Raw genomic sequence first — 23507 nt, forward strand, 5'->3', positions numbered from 1 at the left:
GGCCCGAACGTGCTTTTCGCGCCAAACAGCCGAGGGTGCGGACGGGACTTCTAAGTCGACACCGGCGCGGTGAGCATGCCGACGACGAGGTCGACCAGTTCCGAGGCCGTGTGCGCGTCGTCCTGAGACAGGTCGTCCGCGCACACGGCCCGTTCGCGATCGGCGAGCAAAGCGAACAACACGGTGGGAAGCACGCGCAGCCGGCGGCGTCTGACCGCGGGCGGAACGTCCTCCAGCGCGCGGTCGAGCCGCATGATGATCAACCGGACCGCGGCCCGGCCCGCCCGGTCGAGGTTGGCGTCCGCGGCCAGGGCCGGGTGGGTGCGGACCTGTTCGAGGAACCGCGCGTAGTGGGTGGCGCCGTGCTCGTACGGCACGGTCAGCATCGGCACGACCAGTGCCGCGACCAGGGCGCGGACGTCGTGCGCCTCACCGGTCGCCTCGGCCTCGGTGAGCAGTTCCAGGCGGTGCTGCTCCAGGTCGGCGATGCGGTGCTCCGCGACGGCGTCGATCAACCCGTCCCTGCCGCCGAAGTGATACTGCACCGCGGAGTTGTTGCGCTGGCCCGCGGCCGTCGCGATGTCGCGCAACGGCACTTCCACGCCGTGCTCGGCGATCAACCGCTCGGCGGCGACGATGATCCGCTCCCTGGCGTCCGCACTGGCCACGACCCAACGTTAACACGCGCCTCTTGACTTTTAAGCACCTGGGCTTAACGTTGGCCGGGTGGTGACGGACATGTTCGGGTTGCCCGGTGCGGTCGCGGTCGTGACCGGCGCGGGCCGCGGAATCGGGGCCGCCTCGGCGGTCGCGCTCGCCGAGGCGGGTGCGGACGTCGTGATCAGCGCGCGCACCGCGGAGCAGCTGGCCGAGGTCGCGGGGAAGATCGAGGCGTTGGGGCGGCGGGCTGTCGCCGTGGCGGCGGACCTGTCCGATGTGGACGCCGTGAAATCGTTGGCACACACGGCGGCCGAACGGTTCGGGCGGTTGGACGTGGTGGTGAACAACGTCGGCGGCACCCTGCCGAACACGTTCCTGACGACCACGCCGGACTTCCTCGAGGACGCCTTCCACTTCAACGTCACCACCGCGCACGCGCTCACCAGCGCCGCGGTTCCGCTCATGCTCGAGAGCGGCGGCGGGTCGGTGGTCAACATCGCCTCGGTGATGGGCAGGCTCGCCGGTCGCGGTTTTCTGGCCTACGGCACGGCGAAAGCCGCACTGACCCACTACACGCGCCTGGCCGCCACGGACCTCGCGCCGCGCATCAGGGTCAACGCGATCGACGTGGGCTCGGTGCACACCTCGGCGCTCGACGTGGTCGCGCGCGACGAGAAGATCAGGACGTCGATGGAGCAGGCGACACCGTTGCGCCGCCTCGGACATCCCGACGAGGTGGCCGCCGCCGTGCTGTTCCTGGCGTCACGGGCCTCCGGCTACACCACGGGTTCGGTGCTGCGGGTCGACGGCGGCATCGGCGCGCCCAACCTCGACTTCAACCTCCCTGACCTCTGAGGAGACGCACGTGGCCCATCGCGTGGTGCAGTGGAGCACCGGACACGTCGGCAAGTGGGCGTTGCGGGGGATCATCGACCACCCGGAGCTGGAGCTCGCCGGCGTGTGGGTGTCCAGCTCTGTGAAAGAGGGCCGCGACGCGGGCGAACTCGCCGGCCTCGACCGCTCCCTCGGAATCGCCGCGACCACCGACGCCGACCAGCTGATCGCCACCGCGCCCGACTGCGTGGTCTACACGGCGATGGCCGACCACCGCCTGAACGAGGCGATCGACGACCTGTGCCGGCTCCTGCGGGCGGGCATCAACGTGGTGGCGAGCGGCCCGGTGTTCCTGTCGTACCCGGACGGCACCGTGCCCCCGGAGGTGGTCGAGCCCGTCCGCCAGGCCGCGGCCGAGGGCGGAAGTTCGTTGTGGGTCAACGGAATCGACCCCGGCTGGGCCAACGACTGGCTGCCGCTGCTGCTGTCCGGCACGTGCCAGCGCATCGACCAGATCCGCTGCTCGGAGATCACGGACTACTCGACCTACGACAACCCGTTGGTGCTGTTCGACATCATGGGCTTCGGCTCGGCACCCGGCCACACTCCCCTGCTGCTGCAACCGGGAGTGCTCACCCTCGCGTGGGGCAGCGTGGTCCGCCAACTCGCCGCCGCCCTGGACGTCGAACTCGACGCGGTCGTCGAACATCACGAACGTTTCCCCGCGCCGCAGTCGTTCACGGCAGCGGGCCGCACGATCGACGAGGGCACGATGGCGGCCCTGCGGTTCACCGTCAGCGGCATGGTCGGCGACCGTCCGGTGCTGGTGCTCGAACACGTCACCAGGCTGTCCGCGGACCACGCACCGGACTGGCCGCAGCCCGCCGGGACCGGTTGCTACCGCGTGGAGGTCACCGGTGAGCCCAACTACGTGCTGGACCTGCGGCTGACAGGTGGGGACGGCGACCACAACACCGCGGGTGTGGCGTCCACCGCGATGCGGCTGGTCAACGCGGTTCCCGCGGTCGTGGCGGCACCGGCTGGGCTGCTGACGGCGCTCGACCTGCCGCTGACCACTGGGCGAGGGCTGGTGTCGGGTCGGCCGCTGGTGTCGTGACGCTGGTGTGGTGGCGCGGGCTGGTGCGGTGACGCTGGTGTAGTGGCGCGGGCCGGGGTCGTGACACGAGCCAGCGCCCCTGCTACCCCATCAGGTCGAGACCACCCCGCCATGGAGCCGCCACGCTCCCCACCCAGATGTGTGAGCGCTAACAGCCGCACCGCAAATCAGTCGAATATTTCGACTATCCCCGCCATCGATGTGAACGTTAGCGCTCACATCACCGTTGACCCGGCAACAGAATCGTCGCTAGATTCCGGTGCAGTTCTCCGGATCCGCACGTTTCGCCGAGCAACTGGAGCATCGCCATGTCCTCATCGTTGAGTCGACGCAGGCTCTTCCAGGCCGCGGGCGTGGCCGCCGTCGCGACCGCGGCGCCGTCCCTCGTGGCAGGTTCGGCCCACGCGGCGTCGGTGCCTCCCGTCCGGGGCGACGCGGGCGTGTCGGCCTTCGCGTTCGACCTGTCCGAGGTCCGGCTGACAGCAGGCCGGTGGATGGACAACCAGAACAGGACGTTGGCGTACCTGCGGTTCGTCGACGTCGACCGGTTGCTCTACAACTTCCGCGCCAACCACCGGCTGTCGACCAACGGTGCTGCGGCGCTGGGTGGGTGGGAAGCGCCGAACTTCCCGTTCCGCACGCACAGTCAGGGGCACTTCCTCACGGCGTGGGCGCAGGCGTGGGCCGTGCTGGGCGACACGACGTGCCGGGACAAGGCGAACTACATGGTCGCCGAGCTCGCCAAGTGCCAGGCGAACAACGCGGCTGCCGGGTTCAACACCGGGTACCTGTCGGGTTTTCCGGAGTCGGACTTCGACGCGATGGAGGCCGGTTCGCCGAAGTCCGTGTCGTACTACTCGCTGCACAAGACGCTCGCCGGGTTGCTGGACGCGTGGCGCTACCTCAACAACACCCAGGCGCGGGACGTGTTGCTGCGCTTCGCCGGGTGGGTGGACTGGCGCACGGCACGGCTGTCCTACAGCACGATGCAGCGGGTCCTCGGCACCGAGTTCGGCGGCATGAACGCGGTGCTCGCCGACCTGTACCAGCAGACGGGTGACTCCCGCTGGCTCACGGCGGCCCAGCGGTTCGACCACGCCTCGGTCTTCGACCCGCTGGCCGCCAACCAGGACCGGCTGAACGGCCTGCACGCCAACACGCAGGTGCCGAAGTGGATCGGTGCGGCCCGCGAGTACAAGGCGACGGGGACGACCCGTTACCGCGACATCGCCCTCAACGCCTGGAACATCACGGTTGGCGCGCACACGTACGTCATCGGCGGCAACAGTCAGGCCGAGCACTTCCGCGCGCCCAACGCCGTCGCGTCCTACCTCAACACCGACACGTGCGAGCAGTGCAACACCTACAACATGCTCAAGCTGGCCCGTGAGCTGTGGCTGCTCGAACCGGACAAAGCGTCCTACTTCGACTTCTACGAGCGCGCCCTGCTCAACCACCTGATCGGCGCGCAGAACCCGGCGGACCCGCACGGCCACATCTGCTACTTCACCGGCCTCAACCCCGGCCACCGGCGCGGCAACACCGGGCCCGCGTGGGGTGGCGGCAACTGGAGCACGGACTACGGCACGTTCTGGTGCTGCCAGGGCACCGGCCTGGAGACCAACACCAAGCTCGCCGACTCCATCTACTTCCACAACGGCACAACGCTCACGGTGAACCTCTACACGCCGTCGGTGCTGACGTGGTCGTCCCGCGGCATCACCGTCACCCAGGCCACCACCTACCCGGCGAGCGAGACCACCACGCTCACCGTCACCGGCAACGCGGCCGGGTCCTGGACGATGCGGCTGCGCATCCCCGCGTGGACCACGGGCGCGACCATCAGCGTGAACGGTGCCGCGCAGAACGTCACCGCCACGCCCGGCACCTACGCGGCCCTGACGCGGACGTGGGCGTCCGGCGACGTGGTGACGCTGCGCCTGCCGATGCGCGTGATGGCCCAGCCCGCCAACGACAACACCGGTGTCGTCGCGCTGACCTACGGCCCGGCCGTGCTGGCGGGCAACTACGGCAACACCAGCCTGTCCGCGCTGCCCTCGCTGGACGTCAGCTCCGTCACCCGCACCAGCACGTCGTCGCTGGCGTTCACCGCGAAGGCGAACGGCGCGCAGGTGAACCTCGGCCCGTTCCACGACGCGCACGGCTTCAACTACACGGTCTACTGGAACGCCTCCGGCCCGAGCTACCGGCTGGTCAACGCCGGCACCGGCATGGTGCTGGGCATCCAGAACATGTCCACAGCGGACGGTGGCCTCGCCGTGCAGTGGCACGACAACGGCACGGCGGACCACAACTGGCAGCTGATCACCGACGGGTCCGACGTGCGGCTGCGCAACCTCAACAGCGGCAAGGTCCTCGGCGTCGAGAACATGTCCACGGCGGACAACGCCCGCGTCCTGCAGTGGTCTGACAACGGCACCGCCGACCACAGGTGGACGCTGATCCCGAACGGCGACGGCACCCACAAGATCCGCAACGCCAACAGCGGCAAGCTGCTCGGTGTCCTCAACGGCTCCGCCAGCGCGGGCGCGCAGGTCGTGCAGGACCCGGACAACGGTTCGGCGGACAACCGCTGGCGGCTCGTCGCGAACTGAGACACGCACTGTGTGAGCGCTCACTTCAGCCGTCTCGAATGGACGGTTACTTGACACTGAATGTCGATTTCTTCACTGTTGTCGCTAACAGTTTCGAGTGACGCTGAAGGAGTCGTCCGTGCGATTGGCCCTCCGTGCGGCCAGCCTCGGGGCAGCGGCCGCCCTGCGCCTGCCGGACCCGGTGATCCGCGCGATCGTCGGCAGGCCTGTCCACGTCGAGGGGGCGCAGCTGAGTCCGACTGCTCAGCTGCTGATCGCACTCGAACGGTTCGTGCCGCGCTCCGAACCCCTGGCGAACCCGGACATGGCGGCGGCCCGCAGGGACTACGACATCGTCTCCTCCGTGCTGCTCGCCGGTGCCGCCCGGGACGTCCGGGTGCACGACACCGTTGTGGACGGCCCACGCGGCCCGCTCGCGGCGCGGGTGTACAGCCCGCCCGGCGCGACGGGCCCGCTTCCCGTGCTGGTGTTCTTCCACGGCGGCGGCTTCGTGCTCGGCAGCATCACGAGCCACGACGGCGTCTGCCGCTTCCTCAGCCGGCACGGCGGCGTGCGGGTCGTGTCCGTCGAGTACTCCCTCGCCCCGGAGCACCCGTATCCGGCCGGAGTGGACGACGCTCACGCGGCGTTCCGGTACATCGCCTCGCACGTGGAACGCTTCGGTGGGGTCGAGGGCGCCGTGGGCGTCGCCGGAGACAGCGCGGGCGCGGCGCTCGCGGCCGTCGTGGCGCAGCGGTGCGTGGACGAAGCGACGACGAAGCCCGCGTTCAACCTGATGCTCTACCCGGCCGTCGACGGGATGAGCCAGCACCGCTCGCGCCAGACCTTCGCGAGCGGCTTCTTCATCGACAGCGACCTGCTCGCCTGGTACCGGACCTGCTACTCACCGGACGCCGAGCGGCTGTTCGAGCCGTACGCCTCGCCGTTGCGCGCTCCCGACCTCAGCGGATTGCCGCCGACCTGCGTGGTCACCGCCGGGTTCGACCCGCTGCGGGACGAAGGCGTCGAGTACGCGGACAGACTGAAGGCCGCCGCGGTACCCGTGACCCACCTGCACCGCGAAGGGATGGTGCACGGGTTCGCCTCGTTCCTGGCGTGCGACAAACACGCTCGGCGCGCGATGCGGGACGCCGCGGCGGAACTGCGTCGCATGGCCGCCGCGGCCTGGTCGTCGAACCCGCTCAACCACCGATCCTGAGCTGCGCCGCCACGCTGGGTGTCCCGGCGATGTCGAGCGCGAACAACAGGTAGTTCCCCGGCGGCACGATCCCCGGATCAGCCGGGATCGCGACGCGGTGCGACGTCGGCGAGACCACCGAGGACGTCAGCGGCACCCGCCGCTGGTCGTTGTCGACCGAGTGCGTCACCGAGCTCGTCCGCACCAGCGAGAACCCCTTCACCGCACGGTCGGTGCCGACGGTGATCGTCGATCCACCGCTTGCCGCGGCCGGCGCGGAGGTGATCGCCGGGCGGGGCTTGCGGGAGCCGTCGGCGTTGAGCAGGTACGGCGGCGTGAAGATCTGGCCGTCCGGGTGGTTGGTGGCGCACTTGCCGCACAGCCCGCCACCGCCCGAGAAGACGTTTCCGTCGGGCAGCAGGTTCGCCACGCTGTGGTAGTTGCGCGGGGTGGCCATCGCGGCGAGCGCGGTGAACCGGCCCGTCGCCGGGTTCCACAGCTCCGGCACCAGCACGGAGGTCTGGTCGGAGAACGGCACGGGGTAGCTCTGCCCGCCGATCACCACCACCGTGCCGTCCGGCAGCACGACGCTGTTCGAATAAGCCCGCGCCGCGGCCATGTCCGACGTCCGGCGCACGGACGGTGTGCGTCCCGTGATGTCCACCGCGTGCGCGGCCTTGGTGGCGTCAGCCTTTTCGTAGGCGGGGGCTCCGCCGACGGTGAGGATCTTGCCGATGTCGTACATGACCGCGTTGCCGTTCATCGCGTCCCGGCTGTCGCCACGGGTGCCCGCGTCGACGACCTTGCCCCGGCCCGCCGTCTCGATCCAGTTCATCCTCGCGCTCGGCCCCGCGTGGAAGACCTTTCCGCCGCCGGTCGCGAAGAGCCAGGCGTGGTTGTCGGCGCGGTACACGCCCGCGGGGTCGGCGGTCAGGAACGGCGTCGACGGCACGTCCGGCAGCGGTCGCCACGTGTTGGTGGCCGGCGAGTACAGCTCGCCCGCCTTGCCCTTGCGGCCACCGGACCACGAGCCGCCGACGGTGAACACCTCGCCCGTGGACAAGGTCGTCTGGCCCTGGTAGCCGCGGCCGACGGTCATGTCCGGCGCGCTGGACCACGTGTCGGTGCGCGGGTCATAAATGCTCGTCTTCGTGGCGTTGCTGCCGCCGGTGACGAGGATGCGGCCGTCGGCGAGCATCGACGTGCCGGGGCAGAACATGTCGTGGCCGGTGTTGTCGACCCGGCGCCCGCTGACCTGGCCCGTGGTGAGATCCATGACTGCGGTCTGGGTGTACCCGTTGGCACCGCCGAACTCGTTGGCCGCGTAGGCGGACCACATGAGGAGCTTGTTGCCGGGCAGCAACGCCGATGCCGCCGGCACGATCGGCAGCCCGATCGTCGGGCCCCAGGCGCCGGTCACGCTCGGGTTGCCGGTCACCGGCGGTGGCAGACCGGGATCGCCCAGCAGGTCGATCTCCGCCGCGCTCGCCCACGGACCGCGCTCGCCCGCCTCGGACAACGCCACCAGCCGCACGTACCGCGCGCTGCTCACCGCGAAGCCGATCGTCTTGACCGCCTCGTCGTCGGCCATCGTGCCCGTCACGACCGGCGCGTCCCAGGTGGTGCCGTCCTGGCTCAGGCGGATCTCGTACCGGCCGATCCTGCCGTTGGCGCGGCCGGATCTCGGTGTGTAGACGAGTCCGGACACGCGCTGCACCTTGCCGGTGTCGATCGTCAGCCACTGCGGCAACGACGACGCCGTCCTCCACCGGCTGTGCCAGATCGTCGCCCGGTCCCCGTCCAGCACCCGCGTGGGCTCGTTGCCCGTCTCGTCACTGCTCGCGGTGGCGACCCAGCCGTCCCTCGGCAGCTCGGCCGCGGCGGGAACCATTGCGGCGGCGGAGATTTCCACGTGGTGGTCGTGCTCCGGCTCGAGCAGGCGGGGCACGGCGGCCACGCCGATCACCATCAACCCGACGCAGACGGGCGTTGCCAACGATCTTCGCTTCACCCCTGCAGACCGTATCTTGATCTTTCCTTTGCTCAAATCGCCCGTTCGGACTCCGATCTTGCCGACGAACAGAACCTCCGCGCGAGTCCGGTGAGGACGGTCGCGGCCGTGCTGGTGCCCGAGAGGCTGACCCACTCGACGTCGGCATGCGCTCCTTCACCTTCCGGTCCGTAGAGGACGGTCGGGATGCCCGCGTCGGACAGGAAAGCCGAGTCGGCCCAATAGGACATGGGTGCCGCGGTCGTGCCGGAACCCGCCGCGTCCAGCAGCATCCGCACGATCGGCTCGGAGTGCGGTGTCTGCATCGCGTTGCGGTGCAGGACAGTCCGCGCGGTGACCTCGAGACGCGGGTCGGCTGGCCGGCACCGTTCGAGCAGATCGGCCACGTCGGCCTCGAGGCGGTCGAGCGTCTCGCCGGGCAACGTGCGGCGTTCCACCGTGAACACGCAACGGTCGGGAATGGTGGACTCCTCGGTGCCGCCGGAGATCAGCGACGCGTGCAGGTTTCCCGGCCCCAGGAACGGATGCGGCCTGTCGCGCAGGTGCCGGTCCAGCTCGTCGAACGCGACGAGGTGGTGGCCCGCGGCGAGGATGGCGTCGGCGCCGAGGTGGGGTCGTGAGCCGTGGGCGGCGACACCCGTGACGGTGACCTCGGTCCAGACGAACCCGCGGTGGGCGGTGCCGACCTGCCGTTCGGTGGGCTCGGTGACCACGGCGGCGTCGATGCCGGCCGGGTCGAGGTGCGCGAGGACGTCCTGGATCCCGAGGCTCGCCACCTCCTCGTCGGCGACGGCCGCGACGACGACCTCCCCGTCGATCCCGGAGCGGGACGCGTCGCGGCAGGCGATGAGAGCGGCGGCGAGGCCGGCCTTCATGTCGTAGGCGCCGCGGGCGTACAGCCGGTCGCCCTCGACGCGAGGTGCGAGCGCGCCCGCGAGCCCGACGGTGTCGAGGTGACCGCACAACAACAACCTGCGGCCGCCGGTGTCTCGTCCGCCGCGCAGCACGACGCTGGGCCTGCCGGGAGTGCTCTCGACGATCTCGGTGCTCAGCCCCTCGGCTCGTCCCCAGTCGGCGACGAAACGGGCGATCTCCGTTTCACCGGCACCGGACGGGTCCAGGCCGGGGTTGACCGAGTCGATGCGGACCAGCTGCTCCAGCAGCTCGAGGACGTTCACCGGAGGCGTCCTTCCGTGCTGAGCAGGACCACGACGGCGTCGGAAGCCAGGGCGAGTGCGGCCCGCCGCCCCGGATCGGTCAGGGCGGCACGCAGTCCCGCCAGGGTGGCCGCGCCGCTCGGCCCCGAGGACACACCCAGCCGATCGAGGTCCTCGACGGCTCGGAGGGCTTCGTCGTCGGTGACCGCCACGGCCGCGTCACATCCCGCGTGCAGCACGGGCCACGCCGAACCGGAGACGGTGCCGCAGTTGAGGCCGGCCATCACCGTTGCCTCGGTCGGCACCGTCACGGGCCGTCCCGCCGACAGGCTCGCCACCAGGCACGCGGCGGTGCCGGGTTCCACCGCGAGAACGCCGGGGTGGCTCACGCCCGGACGGCGGTGGTGCCGGACGACGGCCTCGGCCAGCGACCCGACCCCCACCGGCACCACCACGAGGTCCGGTGGCTCGCCCAGCTCGGCGTCGATCTCCTCCAGCAACGTCCGGTAGCCCTCCACGATCCAGGCGGGCACCTCCTCGTAGCCGTCCCACGCGGTGTCCTGCACCAGTGCCCGGCCGGACCGCTCCGAGAACTCCGCGGCACGCCGGACCGCCGCGTCGTAGTCGCCGTCCACCCGCACGACCTCCGCGCCCTCCCCCGCGATGAGGGCGATGGTGCCCGCGAGCGTCACCTCCGGCACGAACACCGTTGCCCCGACACCGAAGTGCGCCGCCGTGCGCGCCACCGCACGGCCGTGGTTGCCGTCGGTCGCGGTGACCAGAGAGACGCCGGGTTGCCGCGTGAGCACCTGGTGACACGCCCAGGACGCGCCGAGCACCTTGAACGCCGGCAGCCCGAGCCTCGCCGACTCGTCCTTCACCAGGACCCGGCCGACCCCGAGCTCGGCGGCGATCTCGGGGACGGCCACCAGCGGTGTGGGCGCGTAGCCCGGCAGCGACCGGTGGAAGTCCTGGGCGGCGGTGCCCGGTGCGAGCGGGCCGGTCCAGTCCCGGGCGGCCGGCGAGCAGTACCAGTTCATGCCGTCCATCGTCAGCGTGGCGACTCGACAGGTCCAGCGCGGAATCGAGCACGATAACGTGAAGCAGAACTGATGCTTCGAGGAGTCGCGATGCTCGACCTCCGCCGCCTGCGCCTGCTGCGCGAGCTCGCCCGCCGAGGCACCATCGCCGCCGTGGCCGAGGCGTTGTCGTACAGCCCTTCCGCCGTCTCCCAGCAGCTCGCCGCGCTGGAGAAGGAGACGGGCGTGGCGCTGCTGGAGCCGGCCGGGCGCCGGGTCCGGCTCACCGCAGCGGCAGAACTCCTCGTCACGCACACCGAGGTCCTGTTCGAGGAGGTGGAACGAGCAGAAGCCGCGCTCGCCCAGTCCCTCGGCGAGAACGTCGGCACGCTGCGCGTGGCCGCCTTCCAGACCGCCGTCCTCACCCTCGTGCCGAACGCCCTCACCCGGCTGGAACAGGACCACCCCGGGCTGCGCGTCGAGGTGACCGAGCTGGAACCCGAGGTCGCCCTCCCCTCGTTGCTGGCCGGGCAGTTCGACGTCGTCCTCGGCGAGGAGTACCCGGGACACCCGCTGCCCCGCCCGCGCGAGACCGAGCGGCACGACCTGCTCACCGACGAGCTCCGCCTGGTCACCCCGTCGAGCTGGAGCCGACGGCCGCTGGCAGGGCTCGCGTCTCGCCCGTTCGTGATGGAACCCGTCGGCACCACCGCCAGGGAGTGGGCGACCACGGTGTGCCGGCAGGCGGGGTTCGAGCCGGATGTCCGTTACACCTCAACGGATCTCCAGGTCCACCTGCGATTCGTGGAACGCGGGCTCGCGGCGGCGCTGCTGCCCGACCTGGCGGGCGCCGGGGACCGGCACGGCGTGGTGGCGCGCCGGCTCCCCGGACGTCCGCGACGACAGATCTTCGCCACGGTGCGCCGTGGCGCGGCCGGTCAGCCCAAGATCCGGGCTTTCACGTCCGCCCTGCAGGCGTGACTCACACGGCGAAGAACGTCCGTGACGCGTCCGGAACCTGCCTGCACAGACATCCGACCAATCATCGCCAACATCGACCGAACAAGGTCGAACAAAGTCTTGTCGAAGAAATCATTCGATGCGAATGTCTCGCGCCAGGGCCCAACTGGACATGCCGGCCACATGCCGAGGCGGCCCAGCACAACCTTCGTTGATCGGAGGTCTCGCATGCCCGAAGGCGCCAGTCGCAGAAGCCTCATCGCCGGGACAGGAGCACTCGCCATCACCGCCACTCCCCTGCCGCTGACACCACTGCGCATTCCCGAAGTCGACCTGGGCGTCGAGCAGCAGTCCGACGCGAAGGTCCGGTGGCTGCAGGAGGCCAAGCTCGGCATGTTCCTCCACTGGGGCCCGTACGCGGGCCCGGCCAGGGGCGAGTGGTACATGCACAACGCGCCCGTGACGCCGGAGAACTACCGCAAGTTCGTCACCGACGCCACCAGCCAGCAGTTCACCGCGAGCGCCTACGACCCGGCCGACTGGGCGCAGCTGGCCAAGGACATGGGCGCGCGGTACACCGTGCTGACCACGCGCCACCACGACGGGTTCGCGTTGTTCCCGAGCGCGCACCCCAACTCGTGGACCTCGGCGCAGGCCCCGCTGAACCGGGACCTGGTCAAGGACTACGTGGCCGCGGTGCGGGCCGCCGGGCTCAAGGTCGGCCTCTACTACTCGCCGATCAACTGGCGTTATCCCGGGTACTACGACGTCACCGGCACCGACTGCGCGCCGAACCCGTGGAACTACACGACCGATGCCGCGCACGAGGAGAACGCGCGGATCATGAAGAACGAGGTGTACCAGCACGTCCGCGAGCTGGTCACCCAGTACGGCGTGATCGACGACCTCTGGTGGGACGGCGGCTGGATCGCCGAGCAGGGCACCGACGCGGACGGCGCGTTCTTCTGGGAGCCGGGCCAGTCCCGCGACGCCGCCAACCAGTGGCCAGTCGACGTCGCCTACAGCGAGACCGACGCCGCCGGCAAGCCGCTCGGCCTGACCGGGCTGGTGCGCAAGCACCAACCCGACATCGTCACCACCTCGCGTTCCGGCTGGATCGGCGACTACACCAGCGAAGAGGGCGGTTCGGTGCCCAGCGGGGCGATCCGGACGGGCGAGGTCGCCGAGAAGTGCTTCTCCGTGGGCGGGGCCTGGGGCTACACCGGTGACAGCGCGATGTCGTACGGCGACACCATGAACGTCCTCGTCAACGCGTGGGTCCGCAACATCACGTGCCTGGTCAACGTCGGCCCCGACCGGACCGGCGTGATTCCGCCGAGCCAGGCCGCGCTCCTGTGTCAGGTCGGCACGTACATGTCGATCTACGGCAGCTCGGTCTACGGCACCCGCGGCGGCCCGTGGGAGCCGGTCGACGGGCAGTACGGCTTCACCAGCAAGGACAACACCTTCTACGTGCACCTGCTGCCGGGCTACAGCGGCACGACGTTCACCACTCCGTCGATCGGTGACGCGCAGGTGAGCTCCGTGGTCGACGTCGCGACGGGCGCCGCCCTGCCGTTCACGGTGAGCTCCGGGCAGATCACGATCACCGGCATCAACCGCACCCGCCATCCGCAGGACAGCGTCGTCGGGGTCGTGCTCGACCGGTCCGTGCAGCCGGCCGACATCGCGGCGGGCAGGACCGCCACGGCCAGCAGCGAGGAGACGAGCAAGGGCAACACCGCGGCGAAGGCCGTCGACTCGTCCACCTCGACCCGCTGGTGCGCGAACAACGGGAACACCGGCCACTGGCTCGAGGTCGACCTCGGCTCGTCCAAACCGATCACCGGCGCGCGGATCGCGTGGGAGCTCGACGCCGCCAACTACCGGTACCGGATCGAGGGTTCGACCGACAACGCGACCTGGACGACGCTGTCCGACCAGACCAGCACGACAAGCACCAGCCAGGTCCAGACGGCCGTCTTCATCGCCCGGGCGCGGTACGTGCGGGTGACGGTCACCGGGCTGCCGTCCGGGGTCTGGGCCTCGATCCGCGCGTTCGAGATCTACGACCGGCCGTTCGCCGCGAGCGTGAAGCTCGTCAACCGCAACAGCGGCAAGGCCCTGGACATCTCCGACGCCTCCACGGCCGACGGCGCGGTGGCCATCCAGTGGACGGATTCCGGCGGCGCCAACCAGGACTGGCGAGTCGTCGGCCCGTAGTACCCGCGCACACATCCGGAGGGACCAATGATGTTCCGCAGATTCGCCGTGGCCGCCGCCATGGTCCTCCTGTCCCCGCTGGCGATCACCCCGGCCTCCGCCGCGCCGGTGGTCATCACGAACGCGACCCAGTTCACCGACACCACCGGAGCCGTGGTGCACGCCCACGGTGGAGGTGTGCTCAAGGTCGGCGCCTACTACTACTGGCTCGGCGAGAACCGCAATCCCGACAACACGTTCAAGGCCGTTTCGGTCTACCGCTCAACCGACCTGAAGACCTGGGAGTTCCGCACCAACGCGCTCACCCAGTCGAGCGCCGCCGAACTGCAGACGGCCAACATCGAACGGCCCAAGGTCATCTACAACCCCACCACGCGCAAGTTCGTCATGTGGATGCACAAGGAGAACGGCAAGGACTACAACGAGGCCCGCGCCGCCGTGGCCGTCTCCGACACGATCGACGGCAATTACACGTGGCTGGGCAGCTTCCGCCCGCCGAGCGGCACGACGTCGCGTGACCAGACGCTGTTCGTCGACGACGACGGCACCGCGTACCAGATCACCGCGACGGCCGACAACGCCGACCTGAGCATCTTCCGGCTCAACGCCGACTTCACCGGTTACGCCGCCCTGCTCGCGAACCCGTGGCCCGGCCAGTTCCGCGAGGCACCGGCGTTGTTCAAGCGCAACGGCGTCTACTTCATGCTGACCTCGGGCACCAGCGGCTGGAACCCGAACCAGCAGCGCTACGCCACCGCCACCAGTCTCTCCGGTCCGTGGACGGCGATGGCGGACATCGGCAACGCCACCACCTACGGCTCGCAGACGGCGTTCGTCCTGCCGGTCCAGGGCACGTCGGGCACCTCGTACCTGTACCTGGGCGACCGGTGGGGCAACTCGATCGGCGGCACCGTCAACGACTCGCAGTACGTCTGGCTGCCACTGGCCTTCCCCAGCAACAGCACCATGATCATGCCCTGGTACCCGCAGCTGTCGATCGACACCGCGGCGGGCACGCTCACCGGCGTCGGCGGAGGCCCGTACTACAACCTGGTGGCCCGGCACAGCGGCAAGTGCGTCGACGTCACGAGCAACTCGGCCGCGGACGGTGCCACCGTCCTGCAGTACACCTGCGGCGCCGGGCTCAACCAGCAGTGGCGCCTGACCGACGCGGGCGGCGGGTACTTCCAGGTCATCGCGCAGCACAGCGGCAAGTGCCTCGACGTGTCCGACGCTTCCACCACCAACGGCGCCGGCGTGCTGCAGTACCGGTGCGGCAGCGGGACCAACCAGCAGTGGGCGTTCCAGGACCAGGGCAACGGGAACTACCGTTTGGTCGCCCGGCACAGCGGCAAGTGCCTGGACGTGTCGGACGCTTCCACCGCCAACGGCGCGAGGCTCATCCAGTGGACCTGCGGCAGCGGCACCAACCAGCAGTTCGCACGCCGCACCGGCTGAGCCGCTCCCTCACTCCGCGGACGTGACCAGCGAGACGGGCGGGATCCTCGTGACGACAGTCGCGGTGGCCCCGCTCGTCACCGCGACGACGGCGACCGAGCCGATCGCGACGACGATGAGCAGCGTCCACGGGACGTGCACCACTGTCACTCCGATTGCCTCGTGCACGGCGCCGCCGATGCCCGCCAGAGCCGCCGCGGCCACCGCGCACCCGAGCACCACGCCGATGACCGCCACCCCGGCGGCCTCGATCACGGCCGCACCGATCACCTGGCGACGGGTCAGCCCGGTCACCTTGGCGACGGCGAACTCGCGCCGTCGTTCGGCTCCGGCGACGACCACCGAGTTCACCACGGCCATCAACGCGTAGAGGCCCGCGAGTCCCATCAGGACGGTCAGGATCTTGACGTTGCCGTCCTGGGCTGCCTCCGCGCGGGCCACGGCCCAGTCCGGCACCGTCTGGACCCGGCTGAAGCCCGCGTTCCCGATCCGTTCCGCGACGTCGTCCGGGTGCTGTCCCGGCGCGACCTGGACGACGGTCTCGGTCGGCGCCTCCGCCCACACCCGTTCGGGCAGAATCCGGCGCGGGACCAGGAAGCTGTCGCCCGTCTCCAGGGTCTCCGGCATACCGCCGGCGACGGTCAGCTCCAGGGACTGCCCGTCCGCCTCGGCCTGGAGCACCTGGCCGGTCTCGATCCGCTCGGCGTGCAGGGCAGGGCCGGTGAACACCGCGGTGCCGGTCAGCGCGGCCAGATCTCCCGACGCCGGAGGGAGAGTGTGCGTGCGCGCGTAGTCGGCCGCGTCCACGGCGATGATCCCGCTGTAGAAGCTTCGCGTGATCACCCGGCCGTTCCGGGTCTTCCGCGTGGTGATCGTGATGTCCACGGCGTTCTGCCGGGACGCGACAGCCACGCCTTCGATGCCGGGAAGCCGTTCCGCCTCCGCACCTGTGGAGGTCACGACGAGATGCGCGTTCACGGACCGCTTCGCCTCTTCGCCACCTGCGGCGGAGAGCGAGCCGAAGGTGCCGGCGAGCCCCAGCAGCAACGCGACCAGCACGATCAACGGGGACGCGGTGGCGGCACTGCGGCGCACCCCGTCCCGCAGGTTGGCCCGCGCCAGGCCGGCCAGGGTGCCGCCCGGCACGAGAATTCCCACCGCCTGGGCCAGAACCGGGACCGCCAGCGGGCTCAGCAGGCTCATCGCGACCGCACCGAACATCGAGATGCCGAGGGCGGCCATCATCGCGCCGATCAGGTTGGCGTCCTGGGCCCACAGCACCATCGCGAGGGTGCAGGCCGCGAAGGACAGACCGGAGAACCACCGCGAGAAGGTCATCACCCTGGCGGCCTTTCCCGTCTCCCGCAACGCTTCCAGCGGCAGGATCCGCGCCGCCCTCAGCGAGGCGGTGAACACCCCGGCCACAGCGACACCGACACCCGCGACCCCGGCGACGACGACGGCCCACAGCCGCCAGGGCGCGGTGAAGCCGTCCGGCAACAGGCCGATCTCGATCAGCAACCAGGTCTGCGCGTACTTCGCGGCCACGCCGAACGGCACGCCGAGCGCGGACCCGATCACGCCCAGCAGCACCGACTCCGACAGCAGCAACGCCCGCAACTGGGTGCGGCTGCCGCCGGTGAGGCGCAGCAGGGCGAGGTCGCGACGGCGCTGGGCGACGGTGAAGCCGAAGGTGGAGCTGACGATGAACACCGCGAGGAACAGGGCGAGGAACGCGGTCATGCCCATGACGGTCGCGGCGGCCACGAACCCCTCACGGATCTTGTCCTCGGCCTGGCGGGACATCCCTTGCGGGACCTGGGGTTCCCCGGTGGCCGCCAGCACCAGCACCGAGGCCTGTACGAGAGCAACACCGACGGCCACGCTCAGAACCGCTCCGGCGAACAGCTCCCACCGTTCGCGGAACGTGCCCAACGACAGCTGGAACAAGGCTCAGCCCTCCAGCTTCGCGAGCCGCTCGGCGACCTCGTGGACGGTCGGGGAGCCGACGCGGTCCACGATCCGGCCGTCGGCGAGGAAGACCACCGTGTCGGCGCTGGCCGCGACCGCGGGGTCGTGGGTCACCATGACGATGGTCTGACCCGCGGTCCGCACCATGGTGCGCAGCAGTTCGAGCACCACCTTCGCGGAGTGGGAGTCGAGCGCGCCGGTGGGTTCGTCCGCGAACAGCACCGCGGGCCGGGAGATCATCGCGCGGGCGATGGCGACCCGCTGCTGCTGGCCGCCGGAGAGTTCACGCGGCTTGTGCCTGGCGCGGTCGGCGAGCCCGACGCCCGCCAGGGACTGACGCACGTCGCTTCTGGACACCCGCACCCCGGCGAGCTTCGACGGGAACGCGACGTTCTGCTCGGCGGTCAGCGAAGCGATCAGGTTGAAGCTCTGGAACACGAACCCGACCGTGCGGCGGCGCAGTGCGGTGAGCACGCTGTCCGGCGCGGCGGTGATGTCCCTGCCCGCGAGCAGGACGCGTCCGCTCGTGACCCGGTCCAGACCGGCGGCGCAGTGCAGGAGGGTGGACTTGCCGGAACCCGACGGGCCCATGACCGCGGTCCAGGTCCCCGGTGGGCAGCTCAGGCTCACGCCGGCGAGCGCGGCCACGCCGGTGTCCCTGGCTCCGTGGTACCGCGTCACCTCGTGCAGCTCCACGGCCGGCACCCCCTGCCACGACATGAGACCCCCATTGCTTCGGCTTCCGGCAGGGACAAGCCAATCGCGTGCCGCGGGTGGTGTCACTGATCTCAGCTGCCCAGCGGAAGGTCGAGAAACCTCTACCTCCGATCGCCGATGTTGATGTTGACTACGGTGGGAGCCGTGCCGGTCCACAACGCAGCCACGATCTGGGAGTCGATGGCGCTTCGCCGCTTCCTCCTGACCAGCTGGCCGTGGCGCGGCCTGTCGTACGTGCTGAGCACACCGCTCGTGTCGGCGCCGGCCGGTGCCGCGGTCGTCGCGTTGTGCCTGCCGTGGGCCTACCTCGTCCTCCGGTTCGCCGGACCGGAGCCGGTCGCACCGGCCGAGGTGGTGGCGTCGGGTCTGGGCGGCCTGCTGCTGATCCTGGTCAGCGCCCCGCTCGTGGCGCTGCCCGTGGCGCGGGTGGAACGGTTGCGGCTGCGGCTGATCCACGCGGAGCCGGTGCCACGTCCCGCCACCAGCAGCGGCTGGATCCGGCGCAGGTACACCGAAGCGGCGGCCTGGAGAGAGGTCGCCCACCTGGTCGTGGTGTCCCTGGCAGCGCTGCCGTGCCTGGTGCTGGTCCTGGCACTGACGGTGGTCGTCGCGCTGATCACCAGCCCGCTGCTGGTGGGGTCGTACGCTCCCCTCGCGCTCGGCTTCAGCGAGGCCGGCACGGTGTCCGAGGCGCTGCCGTACGCGCTTTTCGGGCTGGCCCTGTTCCCGGTGGCGCTGTACCTGGTCTCCGGCGTGGCGGGCCTGCACGGGATGGCGGCCAGAGGGCTGCTCTCGGGCGGTTCCGACGAACGGCTGCGGGTCGAGCTGGTGGAGATCTCGCAGTCGCGCGAACGCCTGGTCAACGCCTTCGAGGCAGAACGGCGCCGGATCGAGCGCGACCTGCACGACGGCGCACAGCAACGGCTGGTGAGCCTGATTCTCCAGCTGGGTCTCGCGAAGGTGGAGATGCCGCCGGACTCCCCCGGCACCGAATCCGTGGCCAACGCCCATGAACAGGCCAAGCTGCTGCTGACCGAACTTCGGGAGTTCATCCACGGCATTCATCCGCAGGTGTTGTCGGACCTCGGTCTGCCGGCCGCGCTGATGGATCTGGCCGACCGCTCGGCGACACCGGTGACCGTCGACTGCGTCATCCCCGAACGCCCGCCCGGCGCGGTGGAGAGCGCCGGCTACTTCGTCGTCTCCGAGGCGCTGAGCAACGCGAGCAAACACAGCGGTGCCACCGAAATCAGCGTCTCCGCGAAGGTGCGGCGCGACGTCCTCACCGTGGAGGTCACCGACAACGGCCGTGGCGGCGCCGACGCCGGGCGCGGCACCGGCCTCACCGGCCTGGCCGACCGCGTCGCGGCCATCGGCGGCACCCTGTCCCTGTTCAGCCCGGCAGGCGGGCCGACCATCGTGCGAGCGGAGTTGCCGTGCAAGCGAACCAGGTGATCCGCACCGTTCTGGCGGAGGACGGCGCGCTGCTGCGGGAAGGGCTTTCCGCGCTGCTCGAACGGTTCGGATTCGAGGTCGTGGCGGCGGTGGGCGACGCGGAGGCGCTCGTCGCGGCCGTGACCGAACACGACCCAGACCTGGTCGTCACCGACATCCGCATGCCACCGGGCTTCTCCGACGAGGGCCTGCGAGCGACGGTGCGCCTGCGGCAGGACCGCCCGGACCTGCGGGTGGTGTTGCTGAGCCAGTTCGTGGAGACCAGCTACGCCTCGGACCTGCTGGACTCCGGTGGCGGCACCGGCGTCGGCTACCTGCTCAAGGACAGGGTCGGGGACGTGCGGGAGTTCATCTCCGTCCTGCACCGGGTGGCGGCGGGCGACACGGTCGTGGACCCGCAGGTGGTCCGCACCTTGCTGAAACGCAGCCGCACCCCGCTGGCCACCCTGACGGGCCGCGAGCTCGAGGTGCTCGGTCTGGTGGCGGAGGGCTGCACCAACGCCGCCATCGCCGGGAAGCTCGTCGTCTCCGAGGCCGCGGTGAACAAACACGTCGGGAACATCTTCACCAAGCTCGGCTTCACACCGGACGACGACCGCAACCGGCGGGTGCTCGCGACGCTGACCTACCTTCGCGACAGGGCCGCGCTGAACCGTCCGTGACGACAACCGTTCGTACCAGCCAGGTCACCCCCGGCGGCCGTCGCAGAACCGCCGGAAGCACGCCACGATGGGCCTTGTTGGGAGGCGAGGCCGTGAAGAAGTTCGTCCTGGCCCTCGTGTTCGGTGTGACCGCCGCCGGGGTGGGCGCACCCGCGGACGCCGAGCCGCGATCGGGCGGCGTGCGGGTGTGGAACGAGCTCGCGCTGAACGCGGTGCGGGCCACCCGCGCCACCGACGCCGACGCGGCACGCACCTACGCAATGCTCAACGTGGCCGTCTACGACGCGGTCAACGGACTGGCGAGGCCCGCACGCACCTCCGCGCTGGTGCCCGGTCCAGGCCCGCACGGCGCCGATGCCCGCGCCGCGGCCGTCGCTGCCGCGCACGCCGTTCTCGTCCGGCTGGATCCCGGCCGGGCTGACGCTTATGACGTGCAACTGCGCACCGACCTGGACCGCCTGCCGGCCGGTGGTCACCGCGACGCCGGGGAGCAGTGGGGACGTGAGGTCGGCCGACGGGTGGTCGTCTCCCGCGCCGACGACGGTTCGACTCCGGTGCAGAGCCAGCCCGCCGGCACGGGGCCCGGCGTGTTCCGGGCCGAGTGGTCCGGCGTGCAGTACCGCGACGTCCGGCCGTTCGCCGTCAGCAACCCCTCCGCGCACGTTCCCGGTCCACCGCCTGCGCTGGGCAGCCTGGACTACGCCGCGGCGTTCGCGGAGGTCGCGCTCCTCGGTGACGCCGCGCTCCCCGCCCCCGACAAGCTCGCGACCTTCCAGTTCTGGTCGGTTCCGACCGGAACGAACCAGCCCGCCGGTGAGTGGGTCAAGATCGCGCTGACCGTGTCCCGCGACCGTTCGCTGGCGGACTCGGCGCGGCTGCTGGCGTTGCTGACGATGGCGCTGGCCGACAGCACGGTTCCGACCGTCGCGACCAAGTTCACCTACCGCCACTGGCGTCCTGCCACGGCGATCCGCGAGGCCGACACCGACGGAAACCCGTCTACGCAGCCGAACCCGAGCTGGACGCCGCGAGCGGGCGGCATCGGCGGAACACCGGAGTACCCGTCGGGACACAGCTCCTACAGCGGTGCGGCGGCGGCCGTGCTGGCGCGGTTCTTCTGCGCGGACAACATCCGCTTCGCGCACACCACGGACACCGCTCCTGACGGTCAAGCGCGCACCTACCCGGGTTTCTCCGCCGCCGCCGTCGAGGCCGGCCGGTCGCGGGTGTTCGGCGGGCAGCACTTCGAGTTCAGCGACCAGGCTGGGCTTGCCATCGGTCGTGGCATCGCTTCCGAAGTGCTCGCCACGCGGCTGCTCAAACGAACCGGGCCCACCCACCACGGTGAATGTCCACTGTAGACGTTTTCGCTGTAGAGGGCGGGCAGGACGCGGTCGGTTCCGTTGCGTTCGCGCAGCGACAGCAGGACCATCGCGGCCACGGTCTTGCCGGTGTTGCGGATGACAGCCGTGTAGCCGTTCTTGTTGGCACTCAACGTGGTTGCCAGCTGCATGTACGCGACTCCAGGCACAACGTCCTTCGTGGACCGTGCGCCGACGCCGGCGCCGCGAAAACCGGGACGAAGCACGGCACGACAGGCGGTTCAGACTGATGAACCGCCCGTCGTGTTCACCAGGGTTCTTCCTTGAGCCAGCTGTCCGGCGGTCCCTCTTCGGCGTGGTCACCCGCCCGCTTCAACGGCGCGTTGCCCCGCACGGGCAGTGCCAGCGCCACCGAGCCGACTTCGGGCGCGGGCAGCAGGAACGGCGGCAGCGCCCGGATCACGCCCTCGTTCTGCAGCTTCACGTACACCTCGCGCACCTGGTTCCGCGCGTCGGCGGTCGCCTGGCGCACGACGGCGGTGATCGCGTGCGCCAGGTCGTCCTGCTTGGCCTGCTTGGTGAGCGGCGACAGTTCGAGCCGCAGCAGCAGTCCTGAGTGGTCGACGGTGGCGCGCACGTCACCGTGTTCGGACTGCGCGGTGCCCTGAACCGCGGCGACCTGCTTCTCGGCCCACTCCCGCGCGTTCTGGCGTCGGTCGACCGCCGCCGCACCCTCCTCGGACTGGGCGCGCAGCCGAGCCGCGCGCGCCTCGGCGTCCTCCGTCACAGGCCTGGCCGACCGGGACCGCTGTCCGCTTCCTTCGGCTCCTTCACCAGGTCGTCGTGGCTGATCTTGCCCGACGGCTTGCGGCCGTCCTGGTGGAAGTCGTCCGGGTTGAACCTGTCGTCGGTGATGATGCGGGGCCGTGGCGGGTTGACCTCCGGCATGCTCGACCCCGTCATGCTCTCAGCGACCGCGCGGAACGCCAGACGGATCTTCTCCATCTGCCTGCGGCCGGTCTCGAGGATGTGCTCGCCCTTGCCGGGGAGTTCCCCTACGACCTCCTCGACGCTGCTCGCCTCCAGCACGGTCGCGTTGACCCCGGCCGAACCGGACTGCAGCGCGTCACCCACCGCGAGCGTGGCGATGAACGCCGCACCGGTGCCCGCGCTCGCGGCAGCGACACCGATCGACACCGCCGCGGACGCGAGCGAGATCATGATCTTGGCTTCCCTGACCTCGCCGGCCTGGACGCCCTTCTGCCCCGTCTCGACGAGGGACAGCACGTCGTTGCGGAAGCTCGTGATCGCCTTCTCATAGGCCTGCATCGCGTACTTGGCGGCACGGACGACGTCCCGCTTGCGGGCGAGCGCACCCTCGATGCTCGGCTGGCCACGCAGGTACGAGCGGAAGCCGTCGGCGGCATCGCCCTCCCAGTTCTCCAGGTAGAGGTCGATGTCGTTGAGCACGCCCTCGCAGAAGTCCTGGTCGATGTCGTCCGCGGCCCGGGACAGCAGCGAGATCTCCTGCCGCACGCCCTCGAGCGCGACCTCGACGTCGATGAACCGGCCGAACTTGGTGAACAGGAGCTGGATGTCCTCCTTCGCCGTCGGGTAGCTCGCGTTCTTCTCCAGGTGGTCGGGGAAGAACCAGTCCTCCTGCTCGTCGAACTTCTTGCAGAAGTAGTCGGCGTGCTTCTGCATGTCACTGGCCCAGCTCACGGCAGCAGCCCTCCGAGCGTCCGCTGGTTGTCCTCGTCCGCGGCGATGTAGCGGTCCGCGACCTCGATGAGGGCCTCCTGCGCCAGTTCGAGGTTCTCCTTGTTCCTCGCGAAGACGTCGAGGAGCATCGACCGTGCGCCGGCCCACTCGCCGTGCGCCTCGTAGACCTCGACGTCACCGGCGAACGCCTGGCCGTCGAGCTGCTCGGTCTGAGCGAGCTTGCTCCTGGCGGTGTGCGTGTGGTCGATGAGCTTGCCGATGTCGGTTTTCGCGGTGTGCTTCAAACCTTCCGGTTCGGCGTGGAACCCCGTTCCCACCATTCCCCCTTGCTGTCTCAACTGGGTCGACAGCGTCAGGCTATGTCACCCGTTCGGGTGAAGATCACGTAGTGTCGGACTGCTCACAAAGATCGCAAACCGGTGATGAA

Annotated in this window: 19 protein-coding genes; 10 read left to right on the forward strand and 9 right to left on the reverse strand. The window is 70.3% G+C overall.

All coding sequences use genetic code 11. The features are described from left to right. Window positions 1-50: 50 nt before the first annotated feature. On the reverse strand, window positions 51-668 hold the full coding sequence (locus tag ACFOWZ_RS03970) for a TetR family transcriptional regulator (protein ID WP_382368779.1): 618 nt from the start codon (window positions 666-668) through the stop codon (window positions 51-53). Window positions 669-726: 58 nt separating this feature from the next. Between ACFOWZ_RS03970 and ACFOWZ_RS03975 the strand changes: the two genes are divergently transcribed. From ACFOWZ_RS03975 to ACFOWZ_RS03990, 4 genes are all read left to right on the forward strand, one after another. Beyond that, a complete protein-coding gene (locus ACFOWZ_RS03975; RefSeq protein ID WP_382368782.1) occupies window positions 727-1515 on the forward strand; it encodes an SDR family oxidoreductase in 789 nt (262 codons plus the stop codon). A gap of 10 nt (window positions 1516-1525) precedes the next feature. Continuing rightward, window positions 1526-2611 (forward strand): NAD(P)H-dependent amine dehydrogenase family protein, encoded by a 1086-nt coding sequence (locus ACFOWZ_RS03980; RefSeq protein ID WP_382368785.1) that lies wholly within the window; start codon window positions 1526-1528, stop codon window positions 2609-2611. Between the two features lie 308 nt (window positions 2612-2919). Then, the gene (locus ACFOWZ_RS03985) at window positions 2920-5226 is read left to right on the forward strand and encodes a beta-L-arabinofuranosidase domain-containing protein (protein WP_382368788.1); all 2307 of its coding nucleotides are present in this window, start codon (window positions 2920-2922) and stop codon (window positions 5224-5226) included. A gap of 118 nt (window positions 5227-5344) precedes the next feature. Continuing rightward, complete coding sequence (locus tag ACFOWZ_RS03990) at window positions 5345-6424, forward strand: alpha/beta hydrolase (protein ID WP_382368791.1); 1080 nt, start codon at window positions 5345-5347, stop codon at window positions 6422-6424. On the opposite strand, the gene ACFOWZ_RS03995 is transcribed toward ACFOWZ_RS03990, so the two are convergent. Genes ACFOWZ_RS03995 through ACFOWZ_RS04005 form a run of 3 tightly spaced genes read right to left on the reverse strand, consistent with a single transcriptional unit; the run spans window position 6408 to window position 10611 of the window. Next, complete coding sequence (locus ACFOWZ_RS03995) at window positions 6408-8414, reverse strand: discoidin domain-containing protein (protein WP_382368794.1); 2007 nt, start codon at window positions 8412-8414, stop codon at window positions 6408-6410. The two genes, ACFOWZ_RS03990 and ACFOWZ_RS03995, sit on opposite strands and share 17 nt — an antisense overlap. 32 nt (window positions 8415-8446) lie before the next feature. Next, the gene (locus ACFOWZ_RS04000; protein ID WP_382368797.1) at window positions 8447-9592 is read right to left on the reverse strand and encodes a M20/M25/M40 family metallo-hydrolase; all 1146 of its coding nucleotides are present in this window, start codon (window positions 9590-9592) and stop codon (window positions 8447-8449) included. Then, window positions 9589-10611: a diaminopropionate ammonia-lyase gene (locus ACFOWZ_RS04005; protein ID WP_382368800.1), complete on the reverse strand. Its 1023-nt coding sequence runs from the start codon at window positions 10609-10611 to the stop codon at window positions 9589-9591. Before ACFOWZ_RS04005 ends, ACFOWZ_RS04000 begins: the two co-directional genes overlap by 4 nt. A gap of 72 nt (window positions 10612-10683) precedes the next feature. Between ACFOWZ_RS04005 and ACFOWZ_RS04010 the strand changes: the two genes are divergently transcribed. The 3 genes from ACFOWZ_RS04010 to ACFOWZ_RS04020 all read left to right on the forward strand — a co-directional run bounded on the left by ACFOWZ_RS04010 (window position 10684) and on the right by ACFOWZ_RS04020 (window position 15231). After that, window positions 10684-11571: a LysR family transcriptional regulator gene (locus ACFOWZ_RS04010; protein ID WP_382368803.1), complete on the forward strand. Its 888-nt coding sequence runs from the start codon at window positions 10684-10686 to the stop codon at window positions 11569-11571. A 207-nt stretch (window positions 11572-11778) separates the two neighbouring features. Then, on the forward strand, window positions 11779-13773 hold the full coding sequence (locus tag ACFOWZ_RS04015; protein ID WP_382368806.1) for an alpha-L-fucosidase: 1995 nt from the start codon (window positions 11779-11781) through the stop codon (window positions 13771-13773). Window positions 13774-13803: 30 nt separating this feature from the next. Next, entirely contained in the window at window positions 13804-15231 is a 1428-nt protein-coding gene (locus tag ACFOWZ_RS04020; protein WP_382368809.1) for an RICIN domain-containing protein, read from the forward strand. 9 nt (window positions 15232-15240) lie between these two features. On the opposite strand, the gene ACFOWZ_RS04025 is transcribed toward ACFOWZ_RS04020, so the two are convergent. Together ACFOWZ_RS04025 and ACFOWZ_RS04030 are read right to left on the reverse strand one after the other, a co-directional pair. Beyond that, window positions 15241-17181, reverse strand: a complete 1941-nt coding sequence (locus ACFOWZ_RS04025) for an FtsX-like permease family protein (protein WP_382368812.1) — start codon at window positions 17179-17181, stop codon at window positions 15241-15243. 3 nt (window positions 17182-17184) lie between these two features. Next, window positions 17185-17922: an ABC transporter ATP-binding protein gene (locus ACFOWZ_RS04030; protein WP_382368815.1), complete on the reverse strand. Its 738-nt coding sequence runs from the start codon at window positions 17920-17922 to the stop codon at window positions 17185-17187. 141 nt (window positions 17923-18063) lie between these two features. On the opposite strand from ACFOWZ_RS04030, the gene ACFOWZ_RS04035 reads away from it, so the two are divergent. From ACFOWZ_RS04035 to ACFOWZ_RS04045, 3 genes are all read left to right on the forward strand, one after another. Beyond that, window positions 18064-19374: a sensor histidine kinase gene (locus tag ACFOWZ_RS04035; protein ID WP_382368818.1), complete on the forward strand. Its 1311-nt coding sequence runs from the start codon at window positions 18064-18066 to the stop codon at window positions 19372-19374. Beyond that, window positions 19374-20036 (forward strand): response regulator transcription factor, encoded by a 663-nt coding sequence (locus tag ACFOWZ_RS04040; protein WP_382369113.1) that lies wholly within the window; start codon window positions 19374-19376, stop codon window positions 20034-20036. Before ACFOWZ_RS04035 ends, ACFOWZ_RS04040 begins: the two co-directional genes overlap by 1 nt. A gap of 92 nt (window positions 20037-20128) precedes the next feature. Beyond that, window positions 20129-21397 (forward strand): vanadium-dependent haloperoxidase, encoded by a 1269-nt coding sequence (locus ACFOWZ_RS04045; RefSeq protein ID WP_382368821.1) that lies wholly within the window; start codon window positions 20129-20131, stop codon window positions 21395-21397. A 268-nt stretch (window positions 21398-21665) separates the two neighbouring features. On the opposite strand, the gene ACFOWZ_RS04050 is transcribed toward ACFOWZ_RS04045, so the two are convergent. The 3 genes from ACFOWZ_RS04050 to ACFOWZ_RS04060 are packed head-to-tail and all read right to left on the reverse strand — an operon-like array spanning window position 21666 to window position 23397. Then, window positions 21666-22145: a YbaB/EbfC family nucleoid-associated protein gene (locus tag ACFOWZ_RS04050; protein ID WP_382368824.1), complete on the reverse strand. Its 480-nt coding sequence runs from the start codon at window positions 22143-22145 to the stop codon at window positions 21666-21668. After that, window positions 22142-23080 (reverse strand): hypothetical protein, encoded by a 939-nt coding sequence (locus tag ACFOWZ_RS04055; RefSeq protein ID WP_382368827.1) that lies wholly within the window; start codon window positions 23078-23080, stop codon window positions 22142-22144. Before ACFOWZ_RS04055 ends, ACFOWZ_RS04050 begins: the two co-directional genes overlap by 4 nt. Continuing rightward, entirely contained in the window at window positions 23077-23397 is a 321-nt protein-coding gene (locus tag ACFOWZ_RS04060) for a hypothetical protein (RefSeq protein ID WP_382368830.1), read from the reverse strand. The genes ACFOWZ_RS04055 and ACFOWZ_RS04060 overlap by 4 nt, the downstream gene beginning before the upstream one ends. Window positions 23398-23507: the final 110 nt, after the last annotated feature.

The sequence above is a fragment of the Lentzea rhizosphaerae genome (assembly GCF_042649515.1).
Classification (GTDB): Bacteria; Actinomycetota; Actinomycetes; order Mycobacteriales; family Pseudonocardiaceae; genus Lentzea; species Lentzea aerocolonigenes.